The organism is Azospirillum himalayense (assembly GCF_042657465.1).
Classification (GTDB): Bacteria; Pseudomonadota; Alphaproteobacteria; order Azospirillales; family Azospirillaceae; genus Azospirillum; species Azospirillum himalayense.
In genome coordinates this window covers 39094-57663 of record NZ_JBHSLC010000042.1, presented here as the reverse complement: position 1 = coordinate 57663, position 18570 = coordinate 39094, and the positions used below count along the sequence as shown (strand labels likewise).

The window sequence follows — 18570 nt, the reverse complement described above, 5'->3', positions numbered from 1 at the left end:
CCGATGATGCGAACCCTGATCGCCGCGACGGCGCTGCTGCCGGTCCTGCTCGCCGGGACGGGCTGCGCGCCGCTCGGCAGCGACCGCCCCGGCGCGATCCTGGAGAAGGTGGCCGACGGCGACTACGACGTCGGCATCCGCTACCCCGCCAAGCGCGCCCGCTACGTGATGATCGTGGAGGAGGACGAGGACGGCTTCGTCGTCACCAACCGTCCGGCCGGTGCCCGCGAGGTGGACGCCGCACCGGCCACACCCTCGCCGGCGGCGCAGCCGCAGCGCAACGACCGCGTGCTCGCCCCCTGCGCCGAGGCGACCGGCAACTGGTACCGCCACACCCCGGCGGGCTACGTCTGTGCCGGCCAGTCGGCGCCCGGCGGCGGTGGCTGACATGAAGCGCCTCGCCATGCTTCTCGCCCTGACGCTCGCCGGCTGCGCCGCGAGCGCCCCGGCCCCCGGTACGGGGCGCGCGAACATGCCCGTGCTGCGCATCGTCGCCGAGCCCGACGCCAACGGGCGACGCCCGGTCGCCGTCGACGTGGTGCGGGTGGCCGACCCGGCGCTGGCCGGACGGCTGGCCGGGCTTGACGCCGCGGGCTGGTTCCGCGACCGCGAGACGCTGAGCGCCGAGGCCGGAAACCGCATCGCCATCGCCTCCTGGGAGATGGTGCCGGGCCAGAGCGTGCTGCTGCACAGCCTGCCGCCCTTCGCCACTACCCCAACCCAAACCCTCGTCTACGCGCTGTACGGCGCACCCGGCACCCATCGGCAGGCGCTGGACGGCGCCGGCGCCCTGGATGTGCGGCTGGGACGGGACACCTTCACCGTGGCCCCGCTGACGGAGGGAACGCCGTGACCGCCCAACCCGCCCTGGCGCAAGCCAACCCGGCGAAGGCGCCCCCCGCGGGGGCCAAGCCCGCCGGCACGCTGGCCCTGTTCCGCGCCTTCCAGGAGGACCTGCTCGCCGGCTGCGCCGACGCGCAGGCCCCGGCGGGGACGGTGGCCGACCGGCTGACCGCCACGCTCCATGGCATGAGCGGCGCCGCCGTCTCCCAGGGGCCGGGCGCGCACGGCACGGTGGTCAAGGCGGTCTTCGCCATGGCCATGCTGGCCGACCGCGCGCTGGCCCAGACGCGGCCCGCCGACGCCGTGGTCTCCAGCCGCCTGTTCGGCGCGAACGCCACGCTGCAAACCCTGTTTGTGCAGGCCGACGACCTGATCCGCCAGGGCAACAAGGCCGACCGTGGGCTGGCCGCCGTCTATCTCGCGGCGCTGGCGCTGGGCTTCCCCGACGACGCCCAGGCGACCGCCCGCCGCCCCGCCCTGCACCGCATCGTCGTAGGCGAGCGCGCCGCGGCCAGCCATCCCAGCCCGCGCGCCTGCGAACCGCCCGATGGCGCCATGCCCGGCTACCTCGCGCCGTCCGGGCGGCGCTGGTGGTGGGCGGTCGGCGGGACCGCCGTGCTGTTCCTCGTCGTCTCGCACCTGCTGTGGGTTGGCGCCGTCGGCGGTATTCAACGCGATCTGAGCGGCGCCCGCGCTGCGGTCGAGGACATGGGGCTGTCATGGTCCTACTGATGCTCACGCTGGAGCTGGTGCTCTCCACCATCGGCTCCGCCATCGTCTATCTGCTGTCCTTCGCCGTCACGCTGGCGCCCTACGCGCTGCTGGCGCTGCCGCTCTACATCTTCTACCGCCTCGGCCGGATGATCTGGCCGAAGCTGCGAAGCTGGCGGCGCAAGCCCGTTTCCAAGGGCACCGCCCAAAAGAAGGCGCCCGCGCGCCGCCCTGCCCCGCCGGCGCCGCTGCGCGTCCGCGCCGAGGCGCCACCGCCGACGAAGGCCGCCGCCAACACGCCGCCCAACGCCCGCGTCTATGGCGAGGGGCTGGACATCCTGACGCGGCAGATGCGCGGTCCCCTGCGCCGCGGCGACATCCCGTGGTTTCTCGCCTTCGGCGTCGGCGGCCCGGCCCTGCTCGCCACCGACCCGACCCATGTCCGCTGGCCGGAGGACGGCAACGGCGAGAACGGCTGCTGGTGGTTCTGCGAAGGGGCCGCGATCCTGCACGCCGGTGCCGATTCCGCCGACGGTTCCCGGCTGGGCGCGTCCTGGCCGGCGCTGGTCGCGGCGATGCGCAAGCGGCCGATGCGCCGCCCGCTGGACGGCATCCTGCTGATGGTCGGCGCCGACGAGCTGCGCGCCGCCGCCGAGCGCCCCGGCCCGCGCGACGCGCTGGCCAAGCGGGGCGCCGCCCTGCGGGAGCGCCTGCGGACGCTGCGCGACGATCTCGGCGTGGTCGGCCCTGTCCATGTGGTCGTGGTCCGCGCCGAGGCTCTGGACGGCTTCACCGACCTCTGCGCCGCCATGCCGTCGGCCCTGCTGGACGGCGTGCTGGGCTGGACCAACCCGCAGGACTGGGCCAAGCCCTTCGAGCCGCGCCGCATCGACGAGGCGTTCGAGGCCATTGCCGCCGACATCGCCGTTCTGGAAGCCGACGCCTTCGCCGCCGGCACCGCCGGGGTGCGGCTGCCGCTGCTTCCGGCGTCCCTGGACACGCTGCGCCATCCGCTGGCGCTGTTCCTCGACGGCGTTCTGGGCGGCGACGATCAGGCGGAGCCTTTCCCGCTGCGCGGCATCGCCCTGACCGGCGCCTACGCCCCGGCCACCGGTGGGCGCCGTCCGGTCTTCGCCCGCAACCTGCTGCCGGGCCGGGCCTTCGCCGAGGCCGGTTACGGACGGCCGTCCGACGCCGCCTACCAGCAGGCCCACAAGCGCCGCCGGATGGCCCAGGCCGCGCTCGCCGCCTCGGTCGCCGGCCTGTCGGTCGCCGCGTGGCAGGGCGTGTCCAGCGTGTCCGCCGGCAGCCCGCCGGTCGCCGCCGCCACCGCCGACCTGCGCCGGGCGCTGCTGGCGCGCGACGCCGTCACCGACGGGGCTCTGGCCGGTCGGGTGATCGCCGCCACGGCGGTGATGGAGCGCAGTCCCCTCGCCACCCCGCTGCTGCCGACCTCGCTGTTCAGCAGCTTTGACGAGGACAAGAAGCGGCTCGCCTCCGTCACGCTACGCCGCTCGGTGCTGCGGCCGATCCGCGACGCCCTGCTGCCCAGCGCCACCATGGCCGACCTGCCGCCGGTCGCCAGCCCGCAGCGGGTGGAGGATCTGCCCGCCTTCCGCCGGCTCGCCGAGCAGCTCGACCGCATCGGCGGACGGCGCGACGCGCTGGAACGCTACGACCGCTTCCGCCGCAACAGCGGCTTCGACGAACTGAACGCGCTGGCCGAAAGCGTCTACGGCGCCGTCCCCCGGTCGCCGATGACGGCGACGGACGGCTACATCACCCGCATCGCCGCGGGCGCCGACCTGCCCAACCTCGACGCCCGGACCATCGCCGCGGCGGTGCGCGCGGAATCGGTGCAGCTCGCCGCCCCGCTGGCCGAGGAGCTGTACAGCCGCAACCCGCTCCGCCAGCGCGCCGAGGCCCTGGCCGAACGGCTGCGCGGCCTGCCGGAGACGCCGACCGCCGAGGATGTCGACGACGTCCGTCGCCTGACCAGCGCCGTCGCCGAGGCCGTCGCCTGGCCCATCGCCGGCGCCTTGCAGGAGCCAGCCCGCGGCCTGCCCGACGCGATCCGGGTGGCGCTCCAGAAGGCGGCCATCGCCGATCTGCCGGGCCGCGACACCACCGACCGCATCACCGAGGCCCTGTCCACCGCCGCGACCGGCGCCCGCGCCGCCGTCCTGGCGCTGGACGCGCCGCAGACCGGCGCCCTGTTCGCGGTGGGTGACGGCGGAGCGTTGGTTCTCAACCCGGCGGTGACCGCGCTGCCGGACGCCCTGGCCGCCGCCCTGCCCGCGCCGGCTCCTGATGCTCCGCCCGCCGAAGCCGTCAAGCCGGCCGAGGCCAAGCCCGCTGTATCCAAGCCCGCAGAACCGAAGCCCGCGGAACCAAAGCTCATTTCGCCCGAAGCGGAGCCGGCCAAGCCGGTCGCGGCGGCCCCTCCCCCTCCTCCGCGGCCGGCCCCGTCGCCGGAACCCGCGGCGCCACCGCCCGCCGTCGTGGAGGAGCCGGCCGTCGTCGCGCATCTGCCGATCCCGCCCAGAATGCCGGTGGAGGCTCCTGTCCCGGACAGCGACGTCGCCCTGTCGAAGCTGTCCACCGCCTTCACGCAGACCCTTGCCGGGCGTTTCCCCTTCGTCGGCTCCGAACAGGCGCGCGGCGCGCAGGACGCCGACCCGCAGGACGTCCGCCGCTTCTTCCGGCAGCTCGACGAGCACCGGGCGGCGGTGATGCGGACCGCGACGCCCGAGGTCGCCGCCTTCATGGAGCGGATGGAAGCCGCCCGGCCCCTGCTGGAGGCCATCGCGCGCCCGGCCCCCGTCAGCGTCCGCCTCACCTACGGCGCCAACCGCGCGCAGGAGGTCGGGGCGGAGCACATCATCGACTGGTCGGTGCGTTCCGGCGCCAGCGCGGTGGGGGCGACGGCCAACGGCGGGACGCTCGCCTGGACGCCGGGCCAGCCGGTGCTGCTGAGCGCCCGCTGGGCCGCCGGGTCGCCCTTCCGTCCGAAGGGCGCGCCGACGGGCGGAACCGCCGCGGCGACCGGCGACACCATCACCCTGGCCGAGCGCGGGCCGTGGGCGCTGCTGCGCCTGCTGAAAGGCCACGCCCCGTCGTCGTCGCGGGACGGCCTGCTGCTGCGCGTCGCCCTGCCCACGCAGACCATCGAGGGACAGCCGGTGCGCGACACCGTCCTGGTGCTGGGGGCGGCGGTCGGCACGGGCGGGCGCAACGAACTTCCGGCGCGCGCCCTCGATCTGCCGTCGCGTTTCCCGCAGAGGTAGTGAATTTCATTATACAAAGAAAAGCTCATGATGAATTTTGTTACAATTCGTAGAAATATGACGCAGCTTCCAACAAAATCTCCGACGGTAGTCATAGGCATTTAATGCGTTGTTAAGCACTGAAAATGTATCAAGTCGTTGGGACATATTGAATCGTTGGGCAGTCATTCTCTGCTTAACGACAGTCCTGAGACCCGATCTCTAATTTACCAGCGACAATAGGGGCATTCTTTTACCAATCGCTGGGAAGGCGGTTGATTGGCGATGTTTTGTTTCTTTCGGAATGCCAAATTTTCGACGCATAACGTCCCAAGACGTGTGTCTGAGCCTATCGTTTCCACCTGAAATCAACCTCACCTGACCCTCGAAAGGTTTCGGATCATGGTAGACCGCAAGAAGCGCGCCCAGGAACTGATCAAGTATCACAGCTACGCCTCGGGCGCCTTCGGACTCATCCCCGTTCCCGGCGCGGACGTCGCCGCGGTCAGCGTGGCCCAGCTCAACCTGATCCATAAGCTCGCCAAGCTCTATGAGATCGAGTTCGCGCAGGAGCGCACCCGCGCGATCATCGGCGCGCTGATGGGCGGCGTCATGCCCGGCGCGCTCAGCTCCAGCGTGCTCGGCTCCGCCGTGAAGGCCGTTCCGTTCATCGGCACCGCCCTGGGCGTCGCCGTCATGCCGGCGCTGTCGCTGGCCGCCACCCAGGCGCTCGGCCGCGTGTTCGCGCAGCACTTCGAGACCGGCGGCACGCTGCTGGACTTCGATGTCGAGACGATGCGCGAGCATTTCCGCAAGGAGTTCGAGGCCGCCCGGAACGACGCCGCCAAGAACGAGGCCGGCGAGGCCCCCGCCGCGGCGCCGCAGATGGAAGAGCAGCCGGTCCAGAAGGCCGGCTAAGGGCACGACGCCGGGGCGCCGGGCAAAGAAGGAAGCATCGCCGTGTTCGAGCTGATCTACATCGGTCTCTGCCTGCTGGTCGGGTTTCTGGGGATCGGCCGCCGCGGCGGCTTCCTGCTTTACGCTTTCCTGGCGGTGGTTCTGACACCGCCCGGCGCCCTTCTCGTGATGATCCTGCTGACCACCCGCAGCAAGAAGCGGGCGAAGGCATGACGGTGGCGACGGCGTCCGTCCTCCGCCCGGCCCTGCGGCTCCTGCTGCCGGTCCTGCTGGCGCTGTTCGCCGCGATCCTTCCGGCGCGCGCCGAATACTGGACCATCGCGTCGGAAGACCATTTCCCGCCTTACAACTACTCCTTCAACGGCACCCGCACGGGGATCGACACCGAGATCGTCGTCGCTTTGCTGAAGGAGTTGAACATCACGCCGGTCCACCGGCCGCTGTCCTGGACCGAGGTCGTCCGGTCGATGGACGAGAACACCGCCGACGTCGGGTTCCAGTTCATCGCCTCGCCCGCCCGTTTCGCGCAGTACAACATGATCGGCCCGTTCCGCACCGGCACGACCGTCTTCATGGTGCGCAAGGACTCCCCCATCGCCTTCGAGCGGCTGGAGGACCTGACCCCCTACCGCATCGGCGTGGTCGACGGCTTCGCCTACGCGCCGGACTTCGACGCCGCGACCTATCTGGAAAAGGTCCCGTCGAGCAGCAACGTGGTCAACTTCCGCCGCCTGATCCTGGGCCGGGTGGACGTGATCGTCGGCGACCTGCATGTGCTGAACCACATGGCCAAGCAGGACGGGCGGCTGAAGGACGTGCGCGTCCTGCCCAAGCCGCTGGGCCTGATCCCCCGCTACATCGCCATGCCCAAGGCGCGCAAGGAGAAGGCGGAGCGGCTGCAGGCCGCCTTCGTCAAGCTGCGCGACAACGGCACGATCACCCGCATCCTCGACTCCTGGCTGGCGGAGTGAGGCGGGCCGATGAGCAAAAGCAAGACAGCCAAGCGTGTCGCCCCCAGCCGGCCCGTCTCGGCTCTGCTGCCCCTGATCGGGCTGGCCGACCGTGAGATCCTGACCCGGCTGGTGGTGACCGGCTGCGTCGCCGCCGCCGCCAACCTCATCAGCCTGATGAGCCTCAGCGCCGAACTGAACGGCTGGATGCGCGGCGAGGTGCTGGACACGCCCTTCCTGATCTTCTGCCTGGCGCTGCTGGTCTCCTACAGCTTCAGCAAACGCTTCGTCGGGCTGGTGCTGACCACCGGCTTCAGCGCGCTGGCCGGGGTGCGGCGGCGCTTCCTGCAGACCGTCACGCTGGGCAACCACGCCGACATCCTCGACATGCAGGCGCGGCGCTCCTTCGACCTCGGCAACCACCATCTGGAGCGCATCGCGGCGCTGCTGCCCAACCTGTCGATCGCCGCCAACATGATGCTGGTGGCGGTCGTCGCCTACCTCTACCTGTGGACGCTGACCACGGTGGGCGCCACGCTGCTCCTGGTGGCCGGCGCGATGATCGGCGGCTGGTACGTGCGCGAGGCGCAGCGGACCCGCGCCCTGCTGGGCCAAGCCAAGGAGTCCGAGGTGCGGATGCTCCAGGGCTTCTCCGAGATTGTCGGCGGCAACGCCGAGATCAAGCTGGGCAAGGCGCGGCGCGACGAGCTGGCCCAGGCGGTCGAGGCCGACGTCGCCCAATGGGAGGACCTGAAGCGGCGCCACGGGCGCAATCTGGGCGAGCTGTTCTCCTGGATCGCCACCATCGTCATCGGCTTCTCCGCGGTCTTCGTCTTCATCTTCCCGCGCATGGGCGCGCTGTCGGCGGCGGAGCTGCCGCTGGTGACCTCGGTCATCCTGTTCCTCGCCCGGCCGCTGTCGAAGTTCCTCAACGCCGTGCCCGACTACATCGCGGCGGAGGATGCGGCGAACCAGCTCACCACCCTGCTCGCCGCCATGCCGGCGGCGGAATACGCGCCGTCGAAGCTGGCCCGCGCGCCGCGCCGCTTCTCCGCCATCGAGCTGCGCAACGTGCGCTTCGCCTACCGCGCCGGGCTGCGGCCCGAGCCCTTCGTGATCGGTCCCATCGACATGACCATCCCGGCGGGCAGCGTCGTCGGCATCGTCGGCGCCAACGGGTCGGGCAAGTCCACCCTGCTGCGCGTCATCCCGCTGCTGTTCCGACCGGACGAGGGGCAGGTGCTGCTCGACGGGCAGGAAGTGGAGGGCGACCGGCTGGAATCCTACCGCGACCTGTTCTGCGCGGTGTTCCAGGACCACCACCTGTTCACCCGCCTGCCGCAAGGGCCGACCTTCGACGCGGAGCTGTTCCGCGAGATGCTGGCCTATCTGAAGATCGACCATCTGGTTCCGGAAACCGGCGACGGCCTGCTGAACCGCGACCTGTCCAAGGGCCAGCGCCGCCGCGTCGCCCTGGCCGTCGCGGTCGCGGAGGGGCGTCCGATCATCATCCTCGACGAATGGACGTCCGACCAGGACGCCGAGTTCCGCACCCGCTTCACCAACGAGATCATCGGCAAGCTGCGGGCGCTCGGCCGCACCGTGATCTTCGTGTCGCACGACGGCAACGCCGCGTCGGTCTGCGACGTCACCATTCACATGACAAACGGGCAGATGGACACGCCGGCCGACAAGGCCGCGTCCCGCCCCGCCACGGCTTTGCTCCAGGAGACCGCGTGACATGGCTGACCAGGCCTTCACCTACGACGACGCCGACGCGACGCCGCAGCCGAAGTCGCGCCTGCGCGCGCTGCTCGGCAACTGGTACGACGAGCACCGCCGGTCGCTGCTGTGCACGCTGCTGGTCGGCATCCTGATCTTCCTCTACTTCGCGCCGTCGATCGTCGTCTTCATCCCCGCCGGCCATGGCGGCGTGCTGTGGAAGCGCTTCCACCAGGGCACCCAGATGGGTCCGGCCCTGGCCGAGGGCGTGCACGTCATCTTCCCCTGGGACAAGATCGAGGTCTACGACCTGCGCCTGCAGGAGGACACCCGCTCCTATTCGGCCATCGCCAACGACGGCCTGAACGTCAGCATCGAGATCACGGTGCGCTACCGCCCCTACGCGGAGATGCTGGCCGCCCTGCACAAGAACGTCGGGCCGAACTATCTGGAAGTGCTTCTGGTGCCGGAGGTCGGGTCGGTCTCGCGCGAGATCGTGTCGCGCTTCAAGGCCGACGAACTCTACGCCCACCGCCGCCTGCGCGTTCAGACCGAGACCTTCGAGCAGGTCGCCGACCGCGTGATGTACGCCCAGATCATCGGGGCCGAGGACACGCCGAAGCCCGATGGGCGGACCAAGACCGGCTACATGCTGATCCAGGACATCCTGATTCGCAACGTCTCGCTGCCCGAGGCGATCATGGTGTCGATCGAGCGCAAGATCCAGCAGGACCAAGCCGCCCAGGAATACCAGTTCCGCCTGCAGCGCGAGCTGTTCGAGAGCCAGCGCAAGCAGCTCGAAGGCCAGGGCATCCGCGCCTTCCAGGAGACGGTCCAGGCCAACCTGACCGAGAACTACCTGCGCTGGCGCGGCATCGAGGCGACGCTGGAGCTGGCCCATTCGCCCAACGCCAAGATCGTCGTCATCGGCAACGCCGCCAGCGGCGGGCTGCCGCTGATCCTCGACGCCGCCTCGGGCGGGGGCGCCACTCTCCCGATGCCGGGCGCCCCCGCCCCCGGCGCGCCGCAGGCGGGGGCCGCGACGGTCACCATGCCGAGCGGCCTGCCGGTGCCGCCCGCTGCGCAGCTCCCCTCGCTGAGCGGCGAGGGCACCCCCGGACAGGTGCCGGTCGCCCAGATGCCCAGCCTGAACACCGCGGGCGCCGAACCTGCGCCGGCCGCCGCGGGCCACGCGCCGGCCGCGCCGGTCCCCGGCGTCAAGCCCCAAGCGGCGGGTGGTGCCGCGGGGACCGCCGGCGGACCGGCCAAGGACGGGAAGGCCGCCTCGGCCCCCATCCTGTCGAACATGTCGCCGTCCCGCCTGCTCGACCTCATCCAGTCCAAGTGAGCCGGCGATGGATCTCTGGCGCATCCTGAGACGCGACGCCCTGCGCAACATGCAGCCGCTGATGCTGCTGGCGGTGCTGGCGGCGGCCCTCAACCTCGCCCTGCTGACCTCGCTGAACAGCGCTCTGGTCATCATGGACGATCCGGAAGGGTTGCAGCGTCTGCTGTTCATCTTCCTGCTGTCCGCCTTCTCCTGGCGGTTCGCCCAGGGCTGGATGATGAGCGCGGCGTCCAAGCGGATGCAGGCGGCGCTGGCGATCCTGCGCGTCGACCTGCTGCGCCGCGCGGTGGCCGCCGACCTGCCGGACGCCATGGCGGTCGGGTCCGGCCGCCTCGCCCAGGTGGCCGGGCCGGAGCTTCAGCTCCTCGCCCAGGCGGTGCCGACGCTGGTCATCAGCTTCCAGTCGGTCGCGGCCATCGTGCTGTGCCTGCTCTACCTCGCCTCGCTGTCGAACGCCGCGGTGCTGATCGTGCTGGGCTTCCTGACAGTCGGCGGCGTCCTGATCGCCCGCTCCGTCCTGCGGCTGGAGCGGCTGTCGGAGACGATCCACGAGGCCGAGGGCGCGCTGTCGGAGCGGTCGGACCACATCCTGCAGACCCTGCGCGAGTGCAAGCTGAACCGCCGCCGCGCCGCCAACGCGCTGTCCGACGCCACCGCCTGCGCCGAGGCGCTGCGGACGGAGCGCCACCGCTTCGGCGCCGAGTACAGCCACTATTTCACGCTCAGCGAGCTGACCTACTACGCGGCGCTGGCCGGGATCATCTTCCTGCTGCCGGCGGTGACCAACACCGACATCACGACCGTCGTGCTGGCCGGCCACGCCGCCGCCTTCATCGCCTATCCGGTCATCACCATCGTCGCCTCCTACCCCTCCTACATCAGCGCCGAGACCGCCGCCCGCTCCTATCTGGCGGTGGAGGCCGAGCTGAAGGCGCCGCCACGGCCCGCGCAGCGCCGGGCCAAGGACGCGCCGCCGACCGGCTTCGCCGACTTCGCCACCATCGCGCTCGACGGCGCGGCGTACCGCCACCCCGGTCGCGACGGCACCGGCTCCTTCACCGTCGGTCCCATCGACCTGAGGGTGGAGCGCGGCGACATCGTCTTCGTCACCGGCCACAACGGCGCCGGCAAGAGCACGCTGATCCACATGCTGCTCGGCCTCTACCCGGCGCAGCGCGGCAGCCTGACGGTGGACGGCGCGGTGGTGACGGCGGACACGCTGGGCTCCTACCGCGACCTGTTCTCCGTCGTCTTCTCCGACAACCACGTCACCCGCCAGCTCTACGGCGCGGTGTCGCTGGAGGACGGCTTCGCCGACGAGTTGCTCGACCTGCTGGAAATGTCCGACAAGGTGGCGGTCGAGGACCGTGCCTTCACGACGGTGGACCTGTCGCAGGGGCAGAAGAAGCGCCTCGCGCTGGCCGCCGCCCTGCTGGAGCGCAAGCCCGTGCTGGTGCTCGACGAATGGGCCGCGGACCAGTCCCCCTATTTCCGGCGGAAATTCTACCGTGAGATCATTCCCTGGATGAAGGCGCGCGGCATCACCGTGATCGCCGTGACCCACGACGACGCGTATTTCGACGCCGCCGACGTGCAGATCCAGGTGGAGCAGGGCGGTATCCGCCGGCTCGACACCCCGACCCTTCCGGCCCCCGACCTGCTGCCCGCCTGATCCAGACCAGCGGATCGGGGCCAGCGGATCGGAGCCACCAACCGAACCCTCCCCTCCCCCAGACGCGAGACTGAGGCACACCATGATCCTTCTCACCGGCGGCACCGGCTTTCTCGGTGGTTCCTTCTACCTCGACGCCGTCAAGAACGGGACCGCGGCGGACTGCCTGCTGCTGATCCGCGGCGCCGACGAGGCCGCCTGCCGCGCCCGTCTCGCCACCAACCTGATGCGCTGCGTCGACCGCGCCACGGCCCAGGCCTACGCCGATCTCTGCCAGATCATTCCGGGCGACCTGCAGTCGCTGGCGACCAGCGCCGACCCGCGGCTGGACGCGGTGACCCACATCGTCCACGTCGCCGCCGACACCTCCTTCGACAGCCGCCATTCGGTCTGGCAGATCAACGTCGACGGCACGCTGGCGCTGGCCGCCCGCGCCCGCCGCATGAAGCATCTCCAGCGCTTCCTGCACATCGGCACCGCCTTCTGCTGCGGCGAGACGCCGTGGCTGGAGATGGTCGAGGAAGCCCCGGCCCCCGGCCACGACACGCCGCACATCGTCGAGTACACCCGCAGCAAGGCGGCGGCGGAGCGCGCCCTGGCCGCCGGCTTCCCCGACCTGCCGATCGTCGTCTGCCGCCCGTCCATCGTCGTCGGCCACACCGCGATGGGCGTGCGCCCGAGCGCCAGCATCTTCTGGTTCTTCCGGCTGGTCGACCGCACCGGCGTCCTGCCCTGCTCGCCGGACGGCTTCATCGACATCGTTCCGGTGGACTGGGCCTCGGCCCGGCTGCACGACCTGCTGCGCAAGCCCGACCTGAAGCACAACCTCTACCACATCTCCGCCGGTCTCGGCAGCCGGACCCTGTGGAGCGACTTCCAGGCCGCCTTCGCCGCGCACGGCCATGAGGGCACCCGCCCCTACAGCTTCTTCGACCCGAAGGGTCCGGAAGGCTGGAAGCCCTTCGACCGCGCCTTCCGGCTGGCCTTCCCGCAGCGCGACATCCTGCACCGGACGATGATGGCCGGCGGGCGCAAGTACCACCGCTTCACCGCGCAGGACATCGCCTTCGACAACAGCCGCCTGCTGGCCGAGGGCTTCACCCCGCCGCCGCGCTTCGCCGACTACATCGGCGTCTGCCTGACCAACCCCGGCACGACCATCGCCGAGCAGTTCGTCGACGACGCCGCCAGCTTCGAGTTCGACGAATCGCTTGCCCCGGCCGGGTCGCCGGCCACCGCCGCCGCCTGAGCCCCATCGCCGGAGAAGGACGCCATGCCGCTCCTCATCGCCACCCGCCTCGCCTCCAGCCCGATCCATGGGCTGGGGCTCTTCGCCGAGGAGGCGGTCGCCGCCGGCACGCCGGTGTGGGCGTTCGACGCCCGCATCGACCGCCTGCTGGAACCCGACGACGCCGTGCTGGCGGAGTTTCCGCAGGTCGCCCGGCTGGTCGACTTCCACGGCTGCGTGATCGAGGGGGTCGGCGTCCTTCTGCCGGGGGACGACGCCCGGTTCCTCAACCACGCGGATGGTCCGTCCATCGGGCGGGCCGATCCCGGCGACTGGCGGCGCTTCGTCGCCCGCCGCGACATCGCCACCGGGGAGGAGATCACCTGCAACTATGAGGACATCTGCGCCGACGTGCGCGAGGCCGGGGCGGCGCTCTATCTGACCGGGGCCGGGGCCGGAGCGGGGGAATGACCACGCCCGCGGCGCGTCCTCCCCTGCGGACCAGCTTCGTCGCGCCGGCGGCCCTGACGCCGGAGCGCCGGGCGGCGATGTTCGCCCTGCTCAGCGTCTGGTTCGAAGGCTACGGCGAGGACTATTTCAACGAGGAGCTGGAAGACCTCGACCACTGCGTGCTGCAGGAGGACGCCGGGACCGGGGAGCTGGTCGGTTTCGCCACCGTCTACCGGCAGGCGGCGGAGATCGGCGGCACCGCCGTCGGCGCCTTCCACACCGCCCATTGCATCCTGGAGCGCCGCTTCTGGGGGTCGAACGAGCTGGTGCGCTCGATGGTCGCCGAAATGGTCGCCCGCGCCCGCGCCGACCGTTCGGGACGGCTGTGGTACTGGAGCTACAGCGCGGTCGGCTACCGCTCCTACCGCTACATGCCGATGCTGTTCGTCCGCCACACGCCGCATCCGGACCAGCCCCCCGACGCCCTCGACCGGGCGTTCCGCGACCACATCGGGCGGGAGTGCTTCGCCCAGTACTACGACGCCGACACCGGCACCGTGGACTGGCAATGGCAGGGCTACGGCCTGACCGAGGAGGCCCGCGCCATCAGCGAGGCCAAGCTGGACAGCCCGGCCGTCGCCCAGTTCAGCCGCATCAACCCGCGCTGGGCCGACAGCGTGGAGATCCTCTGCCTCGCCCGGCTGCAGGACGACAACCTCACCGCCTTCGGCCGCCGCTGGTTTCCTAACAACCCTCTCCCCTCTGGGGAGAGGGTGGCCCGCAGGGCCGGTGAGGGGGCTGCGCGTAGCGGAACGCTCGGCACAAGCACAACCCCCTCACCCTAACCCTCTCCCCAGAGGGGAGAGGGGATTTCAAAACATCGCCCCCGCAAGCCTCGACCCTGGAATGACGACGCCCATGAACACCTTGTCTCTTCGCGCCGCCGCTCTCACCGGCACAGCCTTCGCCGCCCTGACGTCGGCCCCGGCCCTGGCCGAGCCGAGCTTCGACCTGATCCTCGGCGGCGACGCCTATTTCCAGGGCGCCTACATCCGCCAGCAGCAGGACGACGGCCTGCGCTCGCGCGAGTTCGCCAACCGCTTCCGTCTGGTCGTCACCCCGACAGCCACCGCCGACAACGGCCTGACCTACGGCGCGCGGCTGCGCATCGTGGCGGGCAACGGCGATCTCACCGTCTCGACCCGCGACATCGAGAGCGACCGCGCCTTCCTCTTCGCCAACGGCGCCTTCGGCACGATCCAGGCCGGCGTCATCAACGGCCTGTCGGACGAGTACGGGATGATCGGCCCGAACGTCGAGGGCGTGGCCGGCAGCCCGGACAGCAATGGCATCCTGTTCCTCAACGGCTCGACCACCTTCGGCGCCCTGCCGCTGGCCGCCACCAGCATGCGCACGCTGATCGCCTACGACACCGGGACCAAGTTCGTCTACATCACGCCGAGCTTCGGCGGCCTGTCGGCGGCGGTGTCCTACATGCCGCGCAGCGGCGACTCCAACAGCTCGGTCAACCGCCGCACCACGGACGTGCTGGGCGACCTGCTGTCCTTCCGCGACGTGGTCGAGGCCGGCGGCGCCTTCCAGACCGCGGTCGGCGACTTCAGCATCGAGGGCAGCGCCTTCTACGCAACCGGCAAGGCGGTGCGCCAGACCGACGGCGTCGTCAGCCAGTCCTTCGAGGATCTGAATTCCGTCCATGTCGGGGCCAACGTCGGCTACGGCCCGGTGAAGGTCGGCGCCAGCTACGCCTACAGCGGCGACAGCGGCTACGCCGAGGGCCTCGCCCAGACGCGGGCGCAGCAGAACTGGATCTTCGGCGCGCAGTACAGCGCCGGGCCGCTGCTGTTCGCCGCCAACTACCTGCGGGCGCTGGGCAACGACAGCGCGACCATGTCCACGCCGAGCAAGGCGGACATCTGGCAGGGCGGCGTCACCTGGACCGTCGCCCCCGGCTTCACCGCCGGGCTGGAGTACGATTACGTGCGGTCCACCCTGCAGGCAGGCCGCCCCGACGGCGGCGACCTGAAGGACCGCGCGCACATCGTGATGCTCGACACCCGTCTGGCGTTCTGATCACGCGGACCGCTGCGGCCCTTGGAAAGCTCCAGGGGCCGCAGCGTTTTCGCGCCATCGACCCCCGCTGAATTCGTTTGTTGGCACCACGGAGCGCGGTCTACCCTGGCCACCCGAACCAACGTCAAAAGGGTGCGCCGGTGTTCGCGTTCCATCTCGCCTTTCCCATCCGGGACATCGAGGAAACCCGCCGTTTCTACGTCGATGTCCTGGGCTGCCGCGAAGGGCGCTCCACCGAGCGGTGGATCGATTTCGACTTCTTCGGCAACCAGATCTCCGCCCACCGCTCGTCCGAGCCGCGCTCGACCGAGACCAGCATGGTCGACGGCAAGGCGGTGCCGCTGCATCATTTCGGCGCGGTGCTGCCCCGCCCGGTCTGGGACGCGCTGAGGGAACGGCTGGAGGCCGCCGGCGCGACCTTCCTCCTGGAGCCGCAGATCCGCTACCCCGGCAAGCCGTCGGAGCAGGGGACCTTCTTCATCCTCGACCCCTCCGGCAACGGGCTGGAGTTCAAGAGCTTCACCGACGAATCCGGCATGTTCGCCCAAGTCGAGGCGACCTGACGTACTGAAGGAAAGTCTACACCGGCGGGGCGGCGTCCGTGGCCGAGGGTGCCGTCGTCTGCGCCGGTGGGGCCGCCGGCACGTCGTCGCTGCCCTCGCTGCGGTCGCGGTAGAGGGCGGCGCGGGCGAGCAGCATCAGCGTGATCGGCGTGGTCACGATCATGAAGATGGCGATCAGGATCTCGTGCAGAACCAGCCGCGACTGCAGCACGGTGAAGCACAGCATCGAGGCCAGCAGCACGGAGCCGATGCCCATGGTGGTGCCCAGCGTCGGGGCGTGGACGCGCTCGTAGAAGCTGCGCAGCCGCACGAATCCGATGGACCCGATCAGCGCCAGCGAGGCGCCGAGCAGGAGGAGCAGCGCCACCGGGATCGCCGCCCAGACCGGCAGGTCGGCCAGATGCGTCATTCGATCACCTCTCCGCGCATGAGGAACTTCGCCAAGGCCGCCGTCGCGACGAAGCCGAGCAGCGCGATGATCAGCGCGGCCTCGAAATAGAGCGTGCTGCCGGTGCGGATGCCGAAGGTCAGCAGCAGCATCGTGGCGTTGACGTAGAGCGTGTCGAGCCCGAGCACACGGTCCTGCGCCCGCGGCCCGCGCAGCACGCGATAGGTCGCGCAGGCCATCGCGACGACCAGCAGTGTCTGCGCCAGGAAGATCGACCAGAGCAGCAGCGTGGCGGTCATTCGAAGATCTCCATCAGGCGCTTCTCGTACCGTCCCTTGATGGTGTCGATCCAGGTGCTCTCGTCGACCAGATCGAGGATGTGGAGAAGGATGGTGTTGTTCGCGGAATTGTACTCCACCCAGATCGTCCCCGGCGTCGCCGTGATGATGCAGGCCAGCGTCGCCAGACCGTAGGGGGCGCGCATGTCGAGCGGAATGTGGAGGAAGCCGGACACCCGCTCCGTCTTCCGCGGGTTGAGGATGATCTTGACGACCGCGAGGTTGGAGCGGGCGATGTCGGCCATCACCAGCGCGGCCAGCGCGAAGGCGGCGCGCGGCCGCTTCAGCCGTCCGCCCGGCGGGTCGAGCGCCGCGAATCCCCAGACCGCGACGGTCGCCAGGATGCCGCCCATCAGGATGGAGCCCAGCGCCACGCTCTCGGTCAGCAGCAGCCACATCGCCACGAGCGCGGCGGTCAGCAGCGGGTACGGCCACCAGCGCTTCATGGCGCGACCCCCTTGCCGGTCCCCGGCGCGGCGGTGGTCATCACCCCCTGGACGTAGCGTTCCGGCCCGTGGAGGGAGCGGGCGGTGTCCTCCATGTAGCGCATCACCGGACCGGCCTGGACGGTCAGCGCCACGCAGAGCGCCAACAGCATCATGACCGGCCCGAGTTCGACGAGGCGCACGCGCGGCAGGTCGCCCGCGGGCGACGCCCAGAAGACGTCGATGCCGGTGCGGCTCATCGCGACCACCGTCGCCAGACCGGACAGGATCAGCGCCGCCATCAGCGCCCAGGTGGTGAAGGGAAGCCCCTCCGCCCCCTGCGCCAGCATCGGCGCCAGGATGGCGAACTTGGCGAGGAAGCCGGACAGCGGCGGCAGGCCGGCGAGCAGAAGCGCGCAGGCCATGAAGGCGATGCCGAGGATTGCCATGATGGCCGGGATCGACACGCCGATGGCGTCGTCGTCGTCCGACTCCTCGTCCTCGCCCTCGCCGAAGGCCTCGCGCGTCACGGCCAGCACGTCGGCGCCGACCATGCGGCCGCGCTCGACCAGCTCGATCAGCAGGAACAGCCCGGCGATCGCCAGGACCGAGCTGGTCATGTAGAACAGCGCGCCGCCGGTCACCGCCACCTGCCCGGCGCCGACGGCGGCCAGCAGCGTGCCGGAGGACACCAGCACGCTGGCCCCGGCCAGCCGCGCCAGATTTTGCGTCGCCAGCACCGCGATCGAGCCGAAGGCGATGGTCAGCACGCCGCCGATCAGCAGCCAGTGCCCGCCGAACCCCGCCGAGGTTCCGGCGCTCTCGCCGAAGACCAGCAGCCAGATCCGGATGATGGCGTAGATCCCGACCTTGCTGAGGATCGAGATGATCGCGGCCGACGGCGCGCCGACCGTGGTGTAGGTGTTCGGCAGCCAGAAGCCCAGCGGCCACATGCCCGCCTTGATGAGGAAGGCGACGCCGAGGATCGCCGCCCCAGCCTCCAGAAGCCCGCGGTCCTCCGGAGCGATCCCGGCGATGCGCACGGCCAGCTCGGCCATGTTCAGCGTGCCCGACACGCCGTAGATCATGCTCACCCCGATCAGGAAGAGCAGCGACGCCGCCAGGTTGATGGCGATGTAATGCAGCCCGGCGCGCACGCGCGCGAGGCCGGAGCCGTGCAGCGCCAGCCCGTAGGAGGCGGCCAGCATGATCTCGAAGAAGACGAAGAGGTTGAACAGGTCGCCGGTCAGGAAGGCGCCGCTCAGACCCATCAGCTGGAACTGGAACAGCGAATGGAAATGCGCCCCCGCCTTCTGCCAGCGCGCCAGCGCGAAGACCAGGGCGGACAGCCCCAGGATGCCGGTCAGCACCAGCATCATCGCCGACAGCCGGTCGAGGACCAGGACGATGCCGAACAGCGACGGCCAATCGCCCAGCCGGTAGACGCGCACGGTGGCGTCCGCCCCCGTGACGGTGTGGTCCGTCAGATAGAGCAGCAGCACCGCCAGCGCCAGCAGCGCCGACGCCGACGCCACGCCGAGCGTGGCCTTCAGCGCCCGCCGCCGCTCGTCGATCAGCATCAGCAGCGCGCCGACCAGCAGCGGGATGATGATCGGCGCGATCACCAGATGATTCATCCAAGCGCTCATTGGCCACC

The 18570-nt window shown here is 70.7% G+C and carries 19 protein-coding genes; 15 read left to right on the top strand and 4 right to left on the bottom strand.

Annotation, left to right across the window (positions count from 1 at the left end; genetic code table 11):
• Positions 1–3 precede the first annotated feature (3 nt).
• From ACFPMG_RS20175 to ACFPMG_RS20105, 15 genes are all read left to right on the top strand, one after another.
• Positions 4–387 carry a hypothetical protein gene (locus ACFPMG_RS20175; protein ID WP_376996919.1) on the top strand — a complete coding sequence of 128 codons (384 nt, stop codon included), beginning with the start codon at positions 4–6 and terminating at the stop codon, positions 385–387.
• Between the two features lies 1 nt (position 388).
• Positions 389–853: a hypothetical protein gene (locus ACFPMG_RS20170; RefSeq protein ID WP_376996917.1), complete on the top strand. Its 465-nt coding sequence runs from the start codon at positions 389–391 to the stop codon at positions 851–853.
• Positions 850–1575 carry a hypothetical protein gene (locus ACFPMG_RS20165; protein ID WP_376996916.1) on the top strand — a complete coding sequence of 242 codons (726 nt, stop codon included), beginning with the start codon at positions 850–852 and terminating at the stop codon, positions 1573–1575. Before ACFPMG_RS20170 ends, ACFPMG_RS20165 begins: the two co-directional genes overlap by 4 nt.
• A complete protein-coding gene (locus ACFPMG_RS20160; RefSeq protein ID WP_376996914.1) occupies positions 1563–4841 on the top strand; it encodes a type VI secretion protein IcmF/TssM N-terminal domain-containing protein in 3279 nt (1092 codons plus the stop codon). Before ACFPMG_RS20165 ends, ACFPMG_RS20160 begins: the two co-directional genes overlap by 13 nt.
• A 381-nt stretch (positions 4842–5222) precedes the next feature.
• Positions 5223–5738, top strand: coding sequence for a YcjF family protein (locus tag ACFPMG_RS20155; RefSeq protein WP_014197918.1), 516 nt, complete (start codon positions 5223–5225; stop codon positions 5736–5738).
• A 42-nt stretch (positions 5739–5780) separates the two neighbouring features.
• The gene (locus tag ACFPMG_RS20150; RefSeq protein WP_172428501.1) at positions 5781–5951 is read left to right on the top strand and encodes a hypothetical protein; all 171 of its coding nucleotides are present in this window, start codon (positions 5781–5783) and stop codon (positions 5949–5951) included.
• Positions 5948–6709: a substrate-binding periplasmic protein gene (locus ACFPMG_RS20145; protein ID WP_376996911.1), complete on the top strand. Its 762-nt coding sequence runs from the start codon at positions 5948–5950 to the stop codon at positions 6707–6709. The genes ACFPMG_RS20150 and ACFPMG_RS20145 overlap by 4 nt, the downstream gene beginning before the upstream one ends.
• Positions 6710–6718: 9 nt before the next feature.
• Positions 6719–8428 carry an ATP-binding cassette domain-containing protein gene (locus ACFPMG_RS20140; protein WP_376996910.1) on the top strand — a complete coding sequence of 570 codons (1710 nt, stop codon included), beginning with the start codon at positions 6719–6721 and terminating at the stop codon, positions 8426–8428.
• 1 nt (position 8429) lies between these two features.
• The gene (locus ACFPMG_RS20135) at positions 8430–9758 is read left to right on the top strand and encodes a prohibitin family protein (RefSeq protein ID WP_376996908.1); all 1329 of its coding nucleotides are present in this window, start codon (positions 8430–8432) and stop codon (positions 9756–9758) included.
• A gap of 7 nt (positions 9759–9765) precedes the next feature.
• The gene (locus ACFPMG_RS20130) at positions 9766–11430 is read left to right on the top strand and encodes an ATP-binding cassette domain-containing protein (RefSeq protein ID WP_376996906.1); all 1665 of its coding nucleotides are present in this window, start codon (positions 9766–9768) and stop codon (positions 11428–11430) included.
• An 82-nt stretch (positions 11431–11512) separates the two neighbouring features.
• The gene (locus ACFPMG_RS20125) at positions 11513–12679 is read left to right on the top strand and encodes an SDR family oxidoreductase (protein WP_137104473.1); all 1167 of its coding nucleotides are present in this window, start codon (positions 11513–11515) and stop codon (positions 12677–12679) included.
• 24 nt (positions 12680–12703) lie between these two features.
• Positions 12704–13129 carry an SET domain-containing protein gene (locus ACFPMG_RS20120; RefSeq protein WP_376996904.1) on the top strand — a complete coding sequence of 142 codons (426 nt, stop codon included), beginning with the start codon at positions 12704–12706 and terminating at the stop codon, positions 13127–13129.
• Positions 13126–13953, top strand: a complete 828-nt coding sequence (locus ACFPMG_RS20115) for a hypothetical protein (RefSeq protein ID WP_376996902.1) — start codon at positions 13126–13128, stop codon at positions 13951–13953. Before ACFPMG_RS20120 ends, ACFPMG_RS20115 begins: the two co-directional genes overlap by 4 nt.
• Positions 13954–14026: 73 nt before the next feature.
• On the top strand, positions 14027–15199 hold the full coding sequence (locus ACFPMG_RS20110; RefSeq protein ID WP_376996901.1) for a porin: 1173 nt from the start codon (positions 14027–14029) through the stop codon (positions 15197–15199).
• Between the two features lie 140 nt (positions 15200–15339).
• Complete coding sequence (locus ACFPMG_RS20105) at positions 15340–15762, top strand: VOC family protein (RefSeq protein WP_035677703.1); 423 nt, start codon at positions 15340–15342, stop codon at positions 15760–15762.
• A 16-nt stretch (positions 15763–15778) separates the two neighbouring features.
• On the opposite strand, the gene mnhG is transcribed toward ACFPMG_RS20105, so the two are convergent.
• From mnhG to ACFPMG_RS20085, 4 genes are read right to left on the bottom strand one after another with little or no spacing between them, the layout of a single operon-like run.
• Positions 15779–16171 carry a monovalent cation/H(+) antiporter subunit G gene (gene mnhG / locus ACFPMG_RS20100; protein ID WP_376996899.1) on the bottom strand — a complete coding sequence of 131 codons (393 nt, stop codon included), beginning with the start codon at positions 16169–16171 and terminating at the stop codon, positions 15779–15781.
• Positions 16168–16449 (bottom strand): K+/H+ antiporter subunit F, encoded by a 282-nt coding sequence (locus ACFPMG_RS20095; RefSeq protein WP_376996898.1) that lies wholly within the window; start codon positions 16447–16449, stop codon positions 16168–16170. Before ACFPMG_RS20095 ends, mnhG begins: the two co-directional genes overlap by 4 nt.
• Positions 16446–16934: a Na+/H+ antiporter subunit E gene (locus ACFPMG_RS20090; RefSeq protein ID WP_376996896.1), complete on the bottom strand. Its 489-nt coding sequence runs from the start codon at positions 16932–16934 to the stop codon at positions 16446–16448. Before ACFPMG_RS20090 ends, ACFPMG_RS20095 begins: the two co-directional genes overlap by 4 nt.
• Entirely contained in the window at positions 16931–18550 is a 1620-nt protein-coding gene (locus ACFPMG_RS20085) for a monovalent cation/H+ antiporter subunit D (protein ID WP_376996895.1), read from the bottom strand. The genes ACFPMG_RS20090 and ACFPMG_RS20085 overlap by 4 nt, the downstream gene beginning before the upstream one ends.
• Between the last annotated feature and the right edge of the window lie 20 nt (positions 18551–18570).